Below are 16,568 nucleotides of genomic sequence, written 5' to 3'. Positions count from 1 at the left end.
CATCACCATACTTTTGACGCAGATCAGACATATGCATCGTGTGTCATGGTGTAGCACCTGTGTCAATTTGCGCCATATTTTCCTTACAAAAGACTGACAACAGGCCTGCAATTGCGGCTTTTCCGCATGTTGCGACGCGTCATATGTAGTTGTTGCTGGTGCATGTTTACTCACCTACAATGATTTATCGATGGGGCGGTTATCCAGCGTACGACTATAAAAATAAGTGGCATTAAAAACGTTGTATCAGAGGAGATGACAATGAATTTGAAACAGAAATTGCTCGTGGCAAGTTTGGTTTTGGGTTTCTCGCAGGCGGCAGTCGCAGCCGACCCCATCAAGATCGGCGTGTCCGGACCGTTTACGGGCGGTTCCGCGCCGATGGGCGTGTCGATGCGCGACGGCGTCAAGCTGGCCGTCGCTGAAATCAATGCCAAAGGCGGCGTGCTGGGTCGTTCCCTGCTGCTCATCGAGCGCGATGACGAAGCGAAGAACGAACGCGGCGTGCAGATCGCCCAGGAGCTGATCAACAAGGAAAAGGTCGCCGCCACCGTCGGCTACATCAACACGGGCGTGGCCCTCGCTTCGCAGCGCTTCTACCAGGAAGCGAAGATTCCCGTCATGAACAATGTGGCGACGGGTTCCATCGTCACCAAGCAATTTGCCGACCAGCCGGAAAACTACATTTTCCGCAATGCGGCCAATGACACCATCCAGTCCGGCATGATCGTGCACGAGGCGATCGAAAACCGCAAGTTCAAGAAAGTGGCGATCCTGGCCGATTCCACCAACTATGGCCAACTGGGCCGCGAAGACCTGGAAAAGGCGCTCGACAAGAAGGGCATCAAGCCCGTCGTCGTGGAAAAATACAACATCAAGGACGTCGACATGACGGCCCAGCTGCTGAAAGCCAAGCAGGCGGGGGCGGAAGTCGTGCTGACCTACGGCATCGGCCCGGAACTGGCGCAGATCGCCAACGGCATGGAAAAACTGGGCTGGAAAGTGCCGCTGATCGGCAGCTGGACCCTGGCCATGGGTAACTTCATCGACAACGCGGGCAAGAACGGCAACGGCACGCGCATGCCGCAAACCTTCATCCAGGACGCCAGCACGCCGAAGCGCAAGGCCTTCATCGATGCCTACGTGGCCGCCTACAAGCCATCGGGCGGACGCATGCCGTCGGCCGTCTCGGCCGCGCAAGGCTACGATTCCATCTACCTGCTGGCCGCGGCCATCACGCAGGCGGGCGGCACGGACGGCCCGAAAGTGCGCGCCGCGCTGGAAAACCTGAACGAGAAGGTGGAAGGCGCCGTCACCACCTACAACAAACCGTTCAGCAAGACCAACCATGAAGCGATCACGGCCGACCTGACCGTGTTTGGCGAAGTCAAGGACGGCAAGGTCGTCCTCGCGAAATAAGCCTGGCGGACAGTCGCCGCGCAGTGGCCAGCCTTGAGGAATCAGGACTGGCCATTTTTTCATCTTTCGTCTTCCGGGGAATACCATGGAAATCTTCCTGCAGCTCGTCTTCAGCGGCATCGCGCTGGGCATGATCTATGCCGTCATCGCTTTCGGCTACCAGCTGACCTTTGCCACTTCCGGCACCCTCAATTTCGGCCAGGGCGAATCCCTGATGCTGGGCGCGCTCGTGGGCCTCTCCCTGGTGGGCACCATCCATGGCGGGCCGTACATGAGCTATCTGCTGATGATCCCCATCGTCATCGTCTTCGGCGCCTTGCAGGGCGTATTCGTCGAATGGATAGGCGTGCGGCCCGCCATCAAGATCAAGTCCGAATTCGGCTGGATCATGTCGACCATCGCGCTGGCCATCATTTTCAAGAACGTGGCGGAAAACATCTGGGGCAAGGATGACCTGATGTTCCCGTCGCCGCTGTCGGCCGCGCCGTTCCAGGTATTCGGCGCCAATGTGCAGCAGATGCAGGTGGCCGTCATCGTCGGCGCGCTGGCCATCATGCTGGCCGTGGAAGTATTCAACCGCAAGTCGATCTATGGCAAGGCCGTCGTGGCGACGGCCAACGACCGCGACGCGGCCGGTTTGATGGGCATCAACACGGGCATGGTCATCACCTTTTCCTATGCGCTGTCGTCGGCCACGGCCGCCTTTGCGGGTGTGCTGGTGGCGCCGCTGACCCTGACGGGCGCGACCATGGGCGCTTCGCTGGGCTTGAAAGCGTTTGCCGTCGCCATCATCGGCGGCCTGACCTCGGGCGTAGGCGCCATCGTCGGCGGGCTGATCCTGGGCATCGCCGAGACGACCACCGGCTACTACATCTCCACCGGCTACAAGGAAGTGCCAGGCCTGCTGCTCCTGCTGCTGGTGCTGGCCATCAAGCCGTCCGGCCTGTTCGGCAAAGCCGCGATCAAGAAAGTCTGAGGACGACATGAACAAGAAAATCACCATGCTGGCGTTGAGCGCGGCGGGACTGGCCGTGCTCGCGCTGTTCCCCATCGTCATCCCGAACCCATATTACATCCACCTGGCCGAGACCATATTGATCTATGCCATCCTGCTGTTCGGTCTCGATATCGTCGTCGGCTACACGGGGCAGGTGTCGCTGGGCCACGCGGGACTGTTCGGCATCGGCTCCTACGCCACGGGCGTGCTGGTGTTCAAGCTGGGCGCGCCGTTCTGGCTGGCCATCCCCGCCAGCATCCTGGGTGCGGCCGTCTTCGGCGCCATCCTGGCCTTGCCGGCCCTGCGCGTGACGGGGCCCTACCTGGCGATGGTGACCCTGGCCTTCGGCACCATCGTGCAAATCCTGATCAATGAGATGAGCTTCCTGACGGAAGGGCCGATGGGCATCAAGATCCACAAGCCCGTCCTGTTCGGCCACAAGCTTTCCGAGGTCGAGTACTACTACATGGTCGCCGCGCTGCTGGTGATCTCGCTGGTGGTGGTGCACCGCATTCTGAAATCGAACCTGGGCCGGGCCTTCGAAGCCTTGCGCGACAGCCCCATCGCCTCGGACTGCATGGGCGTATCCGTGTATCGCTACAAGGTGTATGCATTCGTCATCAGCGCCGGTTTCGCGGGACTGGCCGGCAGCCTGTATGCGTATTCGGAAGAGTACATTTCGCCCAATACCTACAACTTCGAACTGACGATATTGTTCTTGCTGGCCGTCATCATGGGCGGACGCAAGACGCGTTCGGGCGCGCTGATCGGCGCCCTGATCGTCGTCATGCTGCCCAGCCTGCTGTCGGACATCGAATTGTTCCGCAAGATCGCCGTCGGCGCCGCCGTGCTGGGCGTGATCGGATCCATCATCATGCTGGCGAAGAAGCGCTCCACCGTGCGCGGCGTGCTCGTGCCCCTGGTGGCCACCATCGGCCTGGCCGCGTATTCGTACAAGCTGGAAAACATGGTCGACTGGCGCCTGACCATCTTCGGCCTGATGACCTTATTTGTCGTGTACTATCTGCAGGATGGCATCGTCGGCTTCCTGATGAGCTTTATCGGCAAGGGCCGGCGCCATGTGGAAGCCGTCGCCTCGCACGGCGTGGCGCCGTTCGACCACGCCCAGGGCGGGCAGCAGGGCGCGACCTTGCTGCGCGTGGAGCAGGCCCTGATGCAGTTCGGCGGCCTGAAAGCACTGAACCAGGTGGACTTGAACGTCACGCAGGGCTCCGTGCACGGCTTGATCGGGCCGAACGGCTCGGGCAAGAGCACGATGATGAACGTGCTGACTGGGATCTACAAGCCGACGGCGGGCAAGGTGGAATTTGCCGGCGTGGTGATCTCCGGCCGCACGCCGTCCGAAATCGCCCTGGGCGGCGTGGCGCGCACCTTCCAGAACGTGCAGCTGTTCGGCGAGATGACGGCGACGGAAAACGTGCTGGTGGGCTTGCACAACACGTTCAAGTCGAACGTGCTGGACGTGATGCTGCATACGCCCCGCTACAAGCGCGAAGAGAAGGCGGCGCGCGAGCGGGCCGCCAGCATCCTCGAATTCGTCGGCCTGGCCGACCTGGCCAACGAAGAGGCGCGCAATTTGCCGTACGGCAAGCAGCGGCTGCTGGAAATCGGCCGCGCGCTGGGCCTGAACCCGCGCCTGCTGCTGCTCGACGAGCCGGCGGCGGGTCTGACGGCGCCCGACATCAAGGAATTGATGGCCATCATCCGCAAGATCCGCGAGCACGGCATCACCATCATCCTGATCGAGCATCACATGGACGTGGTGATGGCCCTGTCGGACGTGGTGACGGTGCTGGACTTCGGCCAGAAGATCGCCGAAGGCGCACCCGCGCTTGTCCAGGGCGACCCGAAAGTGATCGAAGCCTACCTGGGCGGCAGCGCCGAAACCCTGGCGCCAGCGGCGCACTGAGAGGAAGACCATGCTGACCATTAACAATCTGCACGCCGCCTACGGCAAAGTCGAAGTCTTGCACGGCATTTCGCTCGACGTCCCTAAAGGCAAGCTGGTGACCCTGATCGGCTCGAACGGGGCCGGCAAGACCACCACCATGCGCGCCATTTCCGGCATGCTCAAACCGAAATCCGGCACTGTCACCCTGGGCGGCAAGGATGTCACGGGGCTCGATTCGCACCGCATCGCCCGCGCGGGACTGGCCCATTCGCCGGAAGGCAGGAGGGTGTTCGCCTCGATGTCGGTGACGGACAACCTGCTGCTGGGCGCCTTTCCCCGTTTTACGCGGGCGCGCCCGAAAGGCGACATCAAGGGCGACCTGGACAAGGCACTGGAACTGTTCCCCCGCCTGAAGGAGCGGCGCGACCAGCTGGCCGGCACCTTGTCGGGCGGCGAGCAGCAAATGCTGGCCATGGCCCGCGCCGTGATGCTGAACCCGGAAGTGATCCTGCTGGACGAGCCGTCGATGGGCCTGGCGCCGATTCTGGTGGAAGAAGTCTTCCGCATCATCACGCGCTTGAAGGCGGAAGGCGTGACCATGCTGCTGGTCGAGCAATTCGCCGCCGCCGCCCTGAACGTGGCCGATTACGGCTATGTGCTGGAAAACGGCAGCATTTCCGTGCACGGGCCGGCGGAAAGCCTGAAAAATGATCCGAAGGTGATCGCGGCCTATCTGGGCGGCGGGCATTGAGCATGGCTGGACAATGCGCTTGCTGCGCATTGTCAAATTCTCTGCGTTGCGCAATGTAGTGTTCTGCCAGGCACTCATCGCCTGCCTGGCCGGACTTATGGGTGCTCAACAGAACCTGTCGAAGTCTCCTTTACCCAGAATTATGAATCAAGAAGGTCTACGCTACCGGCGGCAAATCATCTATCGCGTTTTCATTTGCCGGGACTTGTGATTCACGAACACCCAAGTCAATGGCGACGACGCCGGGCTTCCGAATTCTGGAACTAAAAATCCATCACGATACGGCACACTGCATTTGCTGATTTCAGCGCAGTTACCTAACCGAATCACTGAGGACATCATGACCAAAGCAAAGCACAATCAAAAACCGTCGACACTCACCACAACCCGTGCGGCATCGCGAGTACAGGCAGCCGTTGCCCGTTCGACCGGCGGCAGCGTCCCTAAAGGCAGCTACGTTGGCCGCCTTCAGGCAGCAGCTGCCAATAATTCTGGCAAGCCAGGTGTCAAGTAAAGGGAGCGCGGACATGACAAGCCAACAGGAACGCGATAACCATAGCAATCAGATGAACCCGAATAATGATGCCTACTGGCAGTCGTGGGGAGAGGATGAGCGACCGGCGGACTGGGAGGCGCAGAAGGATGCAAATGATTTGCCTTCAGCTTCTTGAGACGTAAGATAGCTAGGCCAGGCCTGCACGCCGAATTGCAGGCCTTTGGTGACCAAACGGTCCCGGTTCCGCTTCCACCAGGCCCCATAGCTGTCTGTACAATCGAGCAAGGCGGTGGCGCGACCCTTCTCTCGGGTCAGGAGCGGACTCCATAGATGTGAGCAGAAAAACATAGGCAATGGCATTGACAGGTAAATGCCGTTGCTGTCCGGCTTGATCACGGTTGTCCACAAGCATTCCAGCTGGCGTATTGTGAAGCGCGTAGTCTCGTCGCGCCAGCTTATCAGGCGTGCCTCGCTTTCGCCAGACCAGGCTACGAAGTCCTTCACCCGAGGCATGTTTTCGGGCAAACGTCGGTCACGCCTCCAGGCTACAAGCACAAATAAGAAATCAAACAGACGCGAGGTCGCGGTGTTGAAAACCCCCTTTTTAGGTTGCTTGCCATTTTTCGAGAGTTGTCCTGTCTCATGATCGAAATCAATGCGGGGATCAAAGCGGGGCATCACCAGCTGAAAAAGTGGATAGGCCTGCATAGTATTGCCAAAGTAACCAGCACAGAATTCCACATCCCAGCATGACAATATATGGAGGAGCAGTGCGTCATTCAAAGGCTTGGCTGTCTCCAGCAATGCATCAACATCCGAATCGAGCTTAAGCTGTGCGCGCAGCACACGCGCCTCGTCGATATCGGCCTCCTCTAGGCAGAACGACTGCAGCCAATCTAGCATAGTGATCAACACGTCACGTACCAGGGCAGTATCGTGCAAGGTAATGGCGTCACTGAGCGCTGCGCAATCTTGGTCGAAGTGTTCCGCCAGAGCTAGCGTTTCCTGACAATACTTTCCATGATTGGGACTCAAACTGTAAATGAGATCAGCAGTTGGCAAAAATTTACCGGTCCTGACAGATGGGTATTGCGCAAGAATGGTGCTTGCCTCATCGGCGGACCACCCTCCGATATCAATCATTTGCTTGGTCAGCGCAGCGTTGGTTCTTTTGCCGAGATTTTTGCGATCCTCCTCGGTTGGCACCCATCCATGCTTAAAGCGGGTTCGCCAAGTGCGTTCGGATGTGCCCGAAAACTCACCAAACGATACGGCCAACTTGCGTCCATTTAATCGCTCTAAAATCAAGAAGGCAAAATGATTAAACATAACGTTGCGACCTTCTGTAAAGCGTGTATGGCGATGCACCGAGATCGGACGATTTTGTCTCGGGCATGCATCGCTGCGCCTGATGCTCGAGCGCAGCCTGTAGGCATCAGTGCTTGGTGGGCTTTTCCTGCTGCACCAGAATGAACGGGCTGACGACGACGGCCCACAGCGCGGCATCGGCTGCCTGCCAGTCCAGCGCCTGCTGGTCCGACACCTTGGCGACCTTGCCATCGACCATCCATTGCGTGATGGTGGCCTTGTCGTCGTGCGAGATGCGCACGGCCACTTCGACTAGGTCCAGTTCATTGGCGACCCAGACGACGTTGCCTTGGGCGAAATGCTTTTCCAGCTCGCTCCAGGCCAGGCGGGCCGTTTCGCTGTTCACTTTGAGGCGCAGTTCGGTGTCTTTTTCAGGATTGGTTTGCATGCGAAATATCTGGTTGCGGTGAGTCGGGTGCCGGTGCGCGCGGTTTATTTGCCTGGCAAGGCTTCCACCTGCGGCGTCGGCGTACCCCGCCATGTTAACCGATAGGCGGCGCCTTTGCGAACATTGCCCACCAGGGCAGGACGGAAGCAGGCCAGGTTGGTGCCGCTGGCGTGACGCACGCTGGGGAAGATCACGCCCATGGAGCCGGCTTCGAGCAGGATGGCGGCCAGGTCTTGCGAGGCGATGTAGCTGGCCGGGTCCAGGCAAGCCTGGTAGCGCTGCTGGCCGCGCAAGTCGTGGAAACTGGCGGAAAAATCGGCCAGCAGCGACTGGTAGTTGACGCTGTCGTCGAAATAGTCGATTTCCTGGTATTCCACGGCCTTGTGGAAAATGATCTCGGCCAGCGCCGTTGGCATGTCGAAGGCGCAATACCAGGCGCCCCGTTCGCCATCGTTGAAGCGCGCCCCTTCCGGGCGGGCATACGTGTAGGCGGCGTTGATGATGCGGAAGTGCGGCACGCCAAAAACCAGCTCGTCCACGCCAATTCCTGGCGCGCCGCCGTACTCGGCCACCAGGCGCGCGTTGGTCGCGTTGTCGAGCTCGAACAGCTCGCGCAGGTGATCGTCGTTCTCGGCCAGGGGCGCCAGCACGGAGTCTTCCATGTCGGCGAAGCGCGAGGGAATCAGGCGGCAAGTGTCGATCTGGCGCAAGGCGGCCAGCGGCGGCAGGTGCTCATTCGGGGCGGCAGGCACGATCACAGCCCTCCGCGGCGCGCGTCGAGCAGCTTGCGCACCGTCTGCATGGCCAGCAAACCGCCGGCCAGCATCTGCGACAGGGGCGTGCGGCCGCCGAAGATGGGATTCTTGTTGGGCAAACTTACCCATTCGTCGGCCAGCTTGTCGCCGTACAGGATGTGCAAGGCCTTGTAGATGCCCAGCAAATAGGAAATGCGCGTGATGCGGTCCACTTCCAGCACGCGGTCCGGGTGCTTCTTCCACTCGTACCAGGCGCTGCTGGACAGGCCGCCCAGCAATTCGCGCGCATCGTCGTCGCGCAGCTTCCAGGCGGCGGCCAGCTTGAAAAACCCTTTCAAGGCCGCCTGCGACAATCGCTCGCGCTCGGCTTTGGCATTCAGGTCGACGAGCACGGCCGGCTCGAAGCGGCTCTTGGGGTAGGCGTAGGCGAGATTCATGACATATCCTTCATTAAAACTCTGTATGTGGACTATTTATACTCCTTTTCTGGATTCGTTGCAACGGCCGCGCGCATGCAAAACGGGGCGCACCAGGACGGGAGTCCCGGTGCGCCCCGTTGGCGGGCCCCGTTCGCTTATCTGGCCGTGACGGTGACGGGTACGTTGAGTTGCGCCGTCAAGCCGTTACTGTCCAGCGCCACGACCTTCAGCGCATAGCTGCCGGCCACCGGTTGCGGCCAGGTGGCCGTGATGGTCATGCCGCTCATGGAAAACTGCATGCCAAGCGGCGCACCGAGGATGGAGATCCACAGGGCGTTCGCGCCGGGAGCCGTCAGCACGATGCTGCCGCTCATGGCCTTGCCGGCCACGCCCGTCATGGCGGCGGCGCTGATCGTGGGGCCGGCGGCGGCGATTTTCACCGTGGCCACGGCCTGGCCCGTCAAGCCCGTCTTGCTATCTTTGGCGATGACGGTCACGCTGTAGTTGCCCAGCACGGGGTTGGCCCAGCTGACGACGCCGGCGGCGCTGACGGCCATGCCGGACGGCGCGCCCGACAGGCTGTAGGTGACGGGGTTGGGCGCCACCGTCGTGGCGGTGAATGACAGCGCGACGCCCGGCTTGCCGCTCACGCTGGCCACCGTGACGACGGGGGGCAGCGGGGCGGCGATGGCCACCGTATAGATACCTTTGCCGCTCAGGCCAGTCTTGCTGTCCGTGGCGGTCACGGTCACGGCGTAGGTGCCGGCCACGGGCGCGGCCCAGCTCACCAGTCCGGCGCTGCTGATGATCATGCCGGCCGGCGCGCCGGCGAGCGTGTAGCTGACGGGATTGGGGGCGGAGACGCTGACATTGAACGCCAGGGCCGTGCCAACCTTGCCCGTGATGGCGCCGGCGCCGACGACGGGCGGCGCGACGGGGGTAATGACGATGGCGTACACGCCCTGGCCACTGAGGCCGCTGACGGTATCCTTGGCCACCATGGTCACTGCATACGTGCCCGCGACGGGGGCGGCCCAGCTGACCACGCCCATGGCGGCGATGCTCATGCCGGCCGGCGCGCCCAGCATGCTGTAGCTGAGGGGATTGGCAGCGCTGGCCGAGACGGTGAACGACAGCGGCTTGCCGGCCGCGCCGCTGATGCTGGCCGGCGCCACCACGGGCGCGGTCGGTACAATCTGCATGCCCGACAGGCCGGCCAGCAGGCTTTTCACGTTCGGCGTGCCCAGGCCGCCCAGCGGGTCATAGCCGACCCTGGCCGTGCACACGCTGCAGGTGCCGTTGCTGCCGCGCGTGATGTCGGCAAAGCTGCTGGCAAAGGTGCCGGGCACGCTGGCGATCTGGCCGTACAAGATGTTGTGCGGCAGGCCGAGCGCCGCCCTCGCTTGCAGCGCGCGACTGGCGTTGGCGATGGCGACCAGGCCGGCCCATTGCGGCGTGGACAGGCTGGTGCCGCCAATGCTGAGCCAGCTGGCGGTGCTGCTGCCGGGCGTCATCACGGCCGTGTACTGGCCTGTGGCGGGGTCGGCATTGAAGGCCACGTCGGCCACGTTGCGGCGCAGCAAGTTGGTCAGGCCGGGCACGCTGGCCGTCTGGTAGGTGGGCAGTGCCGTATAGGCGCTGATGCCGCCGCCCGTGCCGGACCAGGCCGTTTCGCTGCGCACGCCGCTGCCGCTGTAGCTGAGCGTGGTGCCGCCCACGGCCAGGACGTTGGATGACACGGACGGCCAGGACACGCCGCTGCCCGAATCGCCCGTGGCGGCCAGGTAGCTCATGTTCTTGCCCGTGAAGGCGCTGTCGACGGAAGCTGTCCAGTTGCCTTCGGCGGCGCCAAAGCTCATCGACACGACGCCAGGCCCCATCTGGTTGGCCAGGCGCACGGCGCCCAGCAGGCTGTTGATGGAAGCGTCGGGCGCCTCGATAAGCACGATGCGCGCCAGTGGCGCCGTGGCATGCGCCCACTGCACGTCGAGCGCGATTTCCATGGCCCAGCCCGAGTTATAGGCGGGTGCCGTGGCCGTCATGGTGCTCGATGGCGTGTTGTAGACAACAGAAAATTCACAGCCGCTGGCCGGGGCGGGCGGCAGGGGCAGGGTGGCATTTGTGGCGATAGCCTTGGTGGTGCAGCCGGGCAAGCCGAATTTCTGGTTGAAGATGGCCAGTTCGGCCGCCGCGTTCGGGTTGTGCATGGCGTCGACGATGTAGATCGTCTGTCCCGCGCCCAGCTGGGCCGCCTGGGCTGGCGTCAGCGCCGTGCCGGCCGCCGGCAGGGCGGGCAAGTCGTAGGCGGCGCGGATTTGCGCGGGAGAATAGGTCGCCACCACGCTGCTGCCGGCCATGGGTGCGGCGATGTCGCCCGCGCCGCCGTCCAGCAAGGGGGCGATATCCTGTGCCGCCTGTTCCGAGGCGGCGATTTTTTGCGCCGTCAGGCGGCGCGTGGTCATTTCCCGCATGGCGCCGGGCACGTTTTGCAAGTGCGGCCGCCAGTGGGCCGAGCCGCTGCTGTTGGCGCTGTCGCGCCCGTCAGGCGCATCGAGCAGGGCCGGGGCCGCATGGAACATCGGTTGCACCACCAGCGCGCCGACGGCGGCGGGGACGACGGGCACCTCGACAGTGAACTGTGTCGCTGCCGTGGCGATGGCGGCGGGCGGCGTGGAAGTCTCCTGGCCGGGGCCGCAAGCGGCCAGCAGGAGGGCGGTTGTGGCGCCCAGCAGCAGGCGCCCGTGACGGTGATGCGGGGGAATGATTTTTTTCATGGCGAAACTCTCCGAGTTGGGCGAGGGCCACATCTCGACAATGCTTCCAGGCTGGCGCCGCGCGCTGGCGGTCCCGGCCCTGCATTGGCAGCCCCGCTGCCGTGGCGCTTGCGCGCGGTAGGCCGGTGGCTTTGCGTCCCCGCCTTTCGACGGGTTTGCCCTCAAAACTGATCATGCATCATTGGGAATTTCCTGATGCGTCATCGATTTTAGTGAATTTGCCAAATAAGTGTTAACTATTTTCAATCAATATTTTTATTTATGCAATAAAATGTGGCAAATTTGCCTATTGATGGATGGAATCTTGTCAGCCTGATTAAGTCTTAAAAGCAAGGTTATCAAGGGTGTACCGAGGCGTGACAGTGTTTTTTCACGGCAACGGCGCTTGCATTTTTCGTTTTCTAATGAATCTAACGAATTTACTGAATATGCGTTCTTGCCGGTCTCAATCCTCGAACACCATGCCCTGATACGGCGCTGCGCGGCAGGCCGCCAGCCGCTGCGCCAGGCTGCCAGCATGGGCTTCCAGCCGGTGGCCGTCCGGGTCGAGAAAATACAGGGAATCGCCGGCGCTGCGGTTTTGCTGCCATTCGGGCACGCCGGCGGCGCGCAGGCGGGCGGCAAAGGCGGCGAAGTCTTCCGTGGAAATGGAAAACGCGTAGTGCGTGTAAGCCGGGCTGGCCAGCGCGGCCGTGCCCTGTCCATCCAGCGACAGGCACAGCCACAAATCCCCGGCCGACAGATACGCGCCCCTGTCCCAGCGCGCATGCAGGTGCAGACCCAAGGTATCGCGGTAAAAGGCCACGCTGCGCGCCAGGTCGCGCACGGACAGGGTGAGGTGGTTCAGGCCGGTCAACATGGGGCTGGATAGCTTTCAGGTGGGGGAGGCCTGTGTCGGCTATCGCCATGATTTGATATCACTTTGTTCCACAGAAGTTTGAGATACAGCAACAAGGCCACAAACCTCACGGCACCTGACCAAACCGTAGCGAGCGGCAGTGAGGCTCGGCGCCCCCTTGTGGCCCAGAAGCGCAACCGTACTTCCAGTACGGTGAGCATCGCAGGCGACCTATGCCGACGCGCAGTAGGTGGTGTCAGGTGTCACTACGCAGGCTCGGCGTGCTCCACCATGAGTTGTACTTTGGTCGTGCCATTGTATTCATTCGCATCGAGCCGGAAGGCGACCCGCGTGCGCTCGCCCAGGGCGTCCGTGTGGCCGAACCAGATGGCGTCGAAGCGCACGCCGTTCTTTTCCAGCAACAGTTTCAAATGGCGCTCTTTTAATATGCGCTGGCTGACGACGCGGAATTCGTCGCAAAAGACGGGCGGGGCGAAGCCCTGGCCCCACACCTGCTCATCCATCAGCTCGATGAAGGCCGTCGTGTAATACGCGTCTTCCAGCGGGCCGTCCGTTTCCACCACCCGTTCCAGCTGTTGCTGGCTGAGCCAGGCCTGGCCCACGGCTTCGAAGGCCTGGGAAAAGGCGTCGAAGGCGTCGGCGCGGATGGTCAAGCCGGCCGCCATGGCGTGGCCGCCGAACTTGTCGATCAGGCTGGGCGCCCGTTTCGACACCAGGTCGAGCGCGTCGCGCAAGTGAAAACCGGGGATCGAGCGGCCGGAACCTTTGATCCAGCCATCCGCGCCTGGCGCGAACGTGATGGTCGGACGATAAAACTTTTCCTTCAGGCGCGAGGCCACGATGCCGATCACGCCCTGGTGCCAGGATTCGTCGAAGACGCTGATGGTGCTGCTGTTGGCCGGTTCGAAAGCATCGAGGTGCAGCAGGGCAGTATCCTGCATTTCCGCCTCGATTTCGCGGCGCTTCAGGTTGATGTCGTTGAGTTGCTGGGCCAGCGCCCAGGCGCGGCCTTCGTCGTCCGTGACCAGGCATTCGATGCCCAGGGACATGTCTTGCAGGCGGCCGGCCGCATTCAGGCGCGGTCCCAGCGCAAAACCCAGGTCGAACGGCGTGGCGCTGCGCGCTTCGCGGCCCGCCACGCGGAACAGGGCGGCCACGCCCGCGTGCATATTGCCCTTGCGCATGCGTTTGAGACCTTGCGCGACGAGGATGCGGTTGTTGGTATCGAGGCGCACCACGTCGGCCACCGTGCCCAGCGCCACCAGGTCGAGCAGGTTGTCGAGCTTGGGTTGCGTTTGCGCATCAAAGATGCCGCGCCGGCGCAGCTCGGCGCGCAAGGCCAGCAAGACGTAGAACACGACGCCCACGCCCGCCAGGTGTTTACTAGGGAAACCGCAGGCGGGCTGGTTCGGGTTGACGATGACGGCCGCGTCGGGCAGGGTGTCGGCCGGCAAATGGTGATCGGTGACAACCACCTGGATGCCGCGCCGGTTGGCCTCGGCCACGCCGTCGATGCTGGCGATGCCGTTGTCGACGGTGATGATGATGTCGGGCGACTTTTCGCGCGCGGTGAGCTCGACGATTTCCGGCGTCAGGCCGTAACCGTATTCAAAACGGTTGGGCACGATGAAGTCGACGTCGGCGCCCATGGCGCGCAAGCCGCGGATGGCCACGGCGCAGGCGGTGGCGCCGTCGCAATCGTAGTCGGCCACGATGACCATGCGTTTCTTGGCGGCAATGGCGTCGGCCAGGAAGACGCCGGCCGCGCCGATGTGCAGCAAGCCGGACGGCGGTATCAAGTCCTTCGGCTCGATCGAGAGCTCTTTCGCGTCGGACAGGCCGCGCGACGCGTACAAGCGGGCCAGCACGGGGTGGATGCCGCCCTGGCGCAGCAATTCGGATTCGCGGTAAGGGCAGGGACGGGTGGCGATGCGGGTACGGGTCATGATGCTTTCAACTTGTTCAGGGTAATCGCGCGCCAGAATTTGCGCTGCGCATGCTTGCTGGTGGTGCAGTCCAGCCAGGCGTCGCGGTGGCTCAGCACCAGGCGCAACTGGCCCAGGCGGCCATCCTTGAGGGCCGCCAGCAGGGGCGCGAACCAGTCCGCCTCCAGCGCTTGCAACTGTTGCAGCCACATGCCCCATTCCTGCGCCTGCGCCGCTTCGGTCAATCCGCCCAGCACGACGATGGCGTCGCTCTGGTCCGCCAGCACACTGCTTGGACTGGCATCGCGCCGCGCCGGTTCCGCCAGCGCGGCCAGCCAGCCGGGCGCGTCCTTCGTATGCAGGCTGGCCGCGCAGCGCGCAGATGCAGCCAGGCTGCCGCCCCAGATCCAGAAGGAATTGATGGCTTTCAAGCCCCGCGCTTCGCGCGCCGCGTTGACGGGATGTTCATGCCACAGCATCTGCACTTCATTCTGCAGGCGGCGCGCGGCGCGCGCATGCTCGCCTTCCGGCATCCACACGGACAGGTCTTGCGTGGTGGCGGCGTCCGGCGTGGCGCACTGCAAGTCGCTCCACCCATCGGCGCGCATGAACCAGGTGCCCGCGTCGCCATACGCCAGGGGCTGGCCGATTTCGTCGAAATACGGACGCGCCGTCTCGAACAGCGTGCGGCCATCGGTCTCGCTCAGCTTGAGCTGGCGCAAGTCTTCCAGGCTGATATGGCTGCGGGCGATGGCCAAGTGGGCCGGATGCAGCAGGAAGTAGCGCGCGCCCGGTTCCGGCGCCAGGCCGTAGCCGCGCATGGCCTGGGCCGCAAAGGCCGCCTGCGCCGCCTCGCCGTTGGGCGCGGGCGACAGGGTCAAGGCATGCGCCAGCCACGCTTCGTGCGGCAGCAGGCGGTTGGCGTTGTCAAAAGTTTCCAAATTGCAATCGGAGGTGCGCGACAGCAGGGCCGCCAGGGCGGGTGCCTGCAAGACCTTGAGCAGGTCGGCAGCCAGTTCGGCATTGGGCAAGGCGAAGGGCAGGACGAGGGTAAGTTGATTCATCCCGAGATTGTAGGCGATTGTGGCGGTGGGGGAGTAGTTCCCGCGCTTTTTCCCTTGACGGCGGGCGCGGGAAAAGTCGCGCCACGGTGATGTGTTTCACGCATGAGTGTCATTTGTGTGGCACACTGCGCGCTCGCATATTACGTTGTCGCGGGAGCGCATGAGCATCATCAAACAATTTCCTTTTGAGTGGCAGGTTGGCGTGCGCTATACGCGTGCCGGGAAGCGCAGCGGCCGCAACAGCTTCATTTCCTTCATCTCCCTCATTTCCGTGGCCGGCATCGGCCTGGGCGTGGCCGCCCTGATCGTCGTCCTCTCCGTCATGAACGGCTTCCAGAAGGAAGTCACCGACCGGCTGATGTCGGTGCTGGCCCATGTCGAGGTGTTCGATACCAGCGGCTCGATGCCGAATTGGCAGGCGCAGGAGCGCGCCGCCTACGCCAACCCGCAAGTGAAAGCCGTGTCGCCGTTCGTGGAAACCCAGGGCATGCTGCTCAACGACGAAACCATGCGCCCGTCCGTCGTGCGCGGCGTGCTGCCGCAGCAGGAAGCCACCGTCTCCAGCGTGGCTTCCCAGATGAAGCAGGGCAGTTTCAAGGACCTCACGCCAGGCTCGTACAACATCGTGCTGGGCATCGACCTGGCCAAGGCGCTGGGCGTGCAGGTGGGGCAGAACGTCACCCTGATGCTGGAACGCGAGCCGAAGGCGGGCGACCCGGCCACTGGCATCGTCATGCCGCGCATGCGCGCGCTCAAAGTCGCCGGCATCTTCGAGGCAGGCCACAATGAAATCGATGGCAGCCTGGCGTTTGTCAATATGCAGGATGCGGAGCAGCTGTTGCAGCTCGACGGCCCGTCCGGCCTGCGTTTGCGCCTGCACGACATGAACCAGGCGCCGCAGGTGGCGCGCGAATTGAAAGCGTCGATGCCGGGCCAGCTGTGGATGCGCGACTGGTCGCGCGCCAGTGCCAGCTGGTATGCGCTGGTGCAAAGCCAGAAGAACATGATGTTCATCATCCTCAGCATGATCATCGCCGTGGCCGCGTTCAACCTCGTCTCGACCCTGGTCATGTCGGTCACCGACAAGCAGGCCGACATCGCCATTTTGCGCACCCTGGGCGCCTCGCCGTTCTCGATCATGAAGATATTCATGATCCAGGGCGCGCTGGTCGGCTTGCTGGGGAGTGCGCTGGGCGTGATCGGCGGCGTCGTGCTGGCGCTGAACGTGGGCGTCATCGTGCCCTTCATCGAAGGCATCTTCGGCCTGCACTTCATCTCGAAGGAAATCTACCAGATCAGCGCCGTGCCGTCGGACGTGCACTGGCTGGACGTGGCGCAGATCGGCCTGATCGCCTTTGGCCTGGCGCTGGTGGCGACCATCTACCCGAGCTGGCGCGCCGCGCGCGTCAAGCCGGCCGAGGCGCTGCGCTACGAATAACAC

Annotated in this window: 14 protein-coding genes and 1 riboswitch; of the genes, 6 read left to right on the top strand and 8 right to left on the bottom strand. The window is 62.7% G+C overall.

Features of this window, described 5'->3' with window-relative positions; all coding sequences use genetic code 11:
• Positions 1-261 precede the first annotated feature (261 nt).
• The 5 genes from O3301_RS05090 to O3301_RS05070 all read left to right on the top strand — a co-directional run bounded on the left by O3301_RS05090 (position 262) and on the right by O3301_RS05070 (position 5,593).
• Positions 262-1,419 (top strand): ABC transporter substrate-binding protein, encoded by a 1,158-nt coding sequence (locus tag O3301_RS05090; protein WP_046682990.1) that lies wholly within the window; start codon positions 262-264, stop codon positions 1,417-1,419.
• An 85-nt stretch (positions 1,420-1,504) separates the two neighbouring features.
• Positions 1,505-2,395 carry a branched-chain amino acid ABC transporter permease gene (locus O3301_RS05085; RefSeq protein ID WP_034782923.1) on the top strand — a complete coding sequence of 297 codons (891 nt, stop codon included), beginning with the start codon at positions 1,505-1,507 and terminating at the stop codon, positions 2,393-2,395.
• A gap of 7 nt (positions 2,396-2,402) precedes the next feature.
• Positions 2,403-4,346, top strand: coding sequence for an ATP-binding cassette domain-containing protein (locus tag O3301_RS05080; RefSeq protein WP_099667580.1), 1,944 nt, complete (start codon positions 2,403-2,405; stop codon positions 4,344-4,346).
• Between the two features lie 10 nt (positions 4,347-4,356).
• Entirely contained in the window at positions 4,357-5,079 is a 723-nt protein-coding gene (locus tag O3301_RS05075) for an ABC transporter ATP-binding protein (RefSeq protein WP_099667581.1), read from the top strand.
• Between the two features lie 340 nt (positions 5,080-5,419).
• Positions 5,420-5,593, top strand: a complete 174-nt coding sequence (locus O3301_RS05070) for a hypothetical protein (RefSeq protein WP_305055744.1) — start codon at positions 5,420-5,422, stop codon at positions 5,591-5,593.
• Positions 5,594-5,665: 72 nt separating this feature from the next.
• Here the strand turns inward: O3301_RS05070 and O3301_RS05065 are convergent, their stop codons facing one another.
• From O3301_RS05065 to O3301_RS05030, 8 genes are all read right to left on the bottom strand, one after another.
• Positions 5,666-6,904: a hypothetical protein gene (locus O3301_RS05065; protein WP_305055743.1), complete on the bottom strand. Its 1,239-nt coding sequence runs from the start codon at positions 6,902-6,904 to the stop codon at positions 5,666-5,668.
• Between the two features lie 106 nt (positions 6,905-7,010).
• On the bottom strand, positions 7,011-7,331 hold the full coding sequence (locus O3301_RS05060) for a DUF2288 domain-containing protein (RefSeq protein ID WP_251348370.1): 321 nt from the start codon (positions 7,329-7,331) through the stop codon (positions 7,011-7,013).
• Between the two features lie 44 nt (positions 7,332-7,375).
• Positions 7,376-8,083, bottom strand: a complete 708-nt coding sequence (locus O3301_RS05055; protein WP_305055742.1) for an RES family NAD+ phosphorylase — start codon at positions 8,081-8,083, stop codon at positions 7,376-7,378.
• 2 nt (positions 8,084-8,085) lie between these two features.
• Entirely contained in the window at positions 8,086-8,523 is a 438-nt protein-coding gene (locus O3301_RS05050) for an MbcA/ParS/Xre antitoxin family protein (RefSeq protein WP_071076812.1), read from the bottom strand.
• 137 nt (positions 8,524-8,660) lie between these two features.
• Positions 8,661-11,279, bottom strand: a complete 2,619-nt coding sequence (locus O3301_RS05045; protein ID WP_305055741.1) for a putative Ig domain-containing protein — start codon at positions 11,277-11,279, stop codon at positions 8,661-8,663.
• An 83-nt stretch (positions 11,280-11,362) separates the two neighbouring features.
• Positions 11,363-11,449, bottom strand: a riboswitch (cyclic di-GMP riboswitch).
• Between the two features lie 275 nt (positions 11,450-11,724).
• Positions 11,725-12,138 (bottom strand): fosfomycin resistance glutathione transferase, encoded by a 414-nt coding sequence (fos, locus tag O3301_RS05040; protein ID WP_305055740.1) that lies wholly within the window; start codon positions 12,136-12,138, stop codon positions 11,725-11,727.
• Positions 12,139-12,383: 245 nt separating this feature from the next.
• Positions 12,384-14,084 carry a single-stranded-DNA-specific exonuclease RecJ gene (recJ, locus tag O3301_RS05035; protein ID WP_099667585.1) on the bottom strand — a complete coding sequence of 567 codons (1,701 nt, stop codon included), beginning with the start codon at positions 14,082-14,084 and terminating at the stop codon, positions 12,384-12,386.
• Positions 14,081-15,127, bottom strand: a complete 1,047-nt coding sequence (locus O3301_RS05030) for a hypothetical protein (RefSeq protein WP_305055739.1) — start codon at positions 15,125-15,127, stop codon at positions 14,081-14,083. Before O3301_RS05030 ends, recJ begins: the two co-directional genes overlap by 4 nt.
• Positions 15,128-15,287: 160 nt before the next feature.
• Between O3301_RS05030 and O3301_RS05025 the strand changes: the two genes are divergently transcribed.
• On the top strand, positions 15,288-16,565 hold the full coding sequence (locus tag O3301_RS05025) for a lipoprotein-releasing ABC transporter permease subunit (RefSeq protein ID WP_305055738.1): 1,278 nt from the start codon (positions 15,288-15,290) through the stop codon (positions 16,563-16,565).
• Positions 16,566-16,568 lie beyond the last annotated feature (3 nt).

The sequence above is a fragment of the Janthinobacterium sp. SUN211 genome, assembly GCF_030587315.1.
Lineage (GTDB): Bacteria > Pseudomonadota > Gammaproteobacteria > Burkholderiales > Burkholderiaceae_D > Janthinobacterium > Janthinobacterium kumbetense.
Note: the sequence above shows the minus strand (reverse complement) of the source record. Positions and strands in the feature narration are given on the sequence as shown.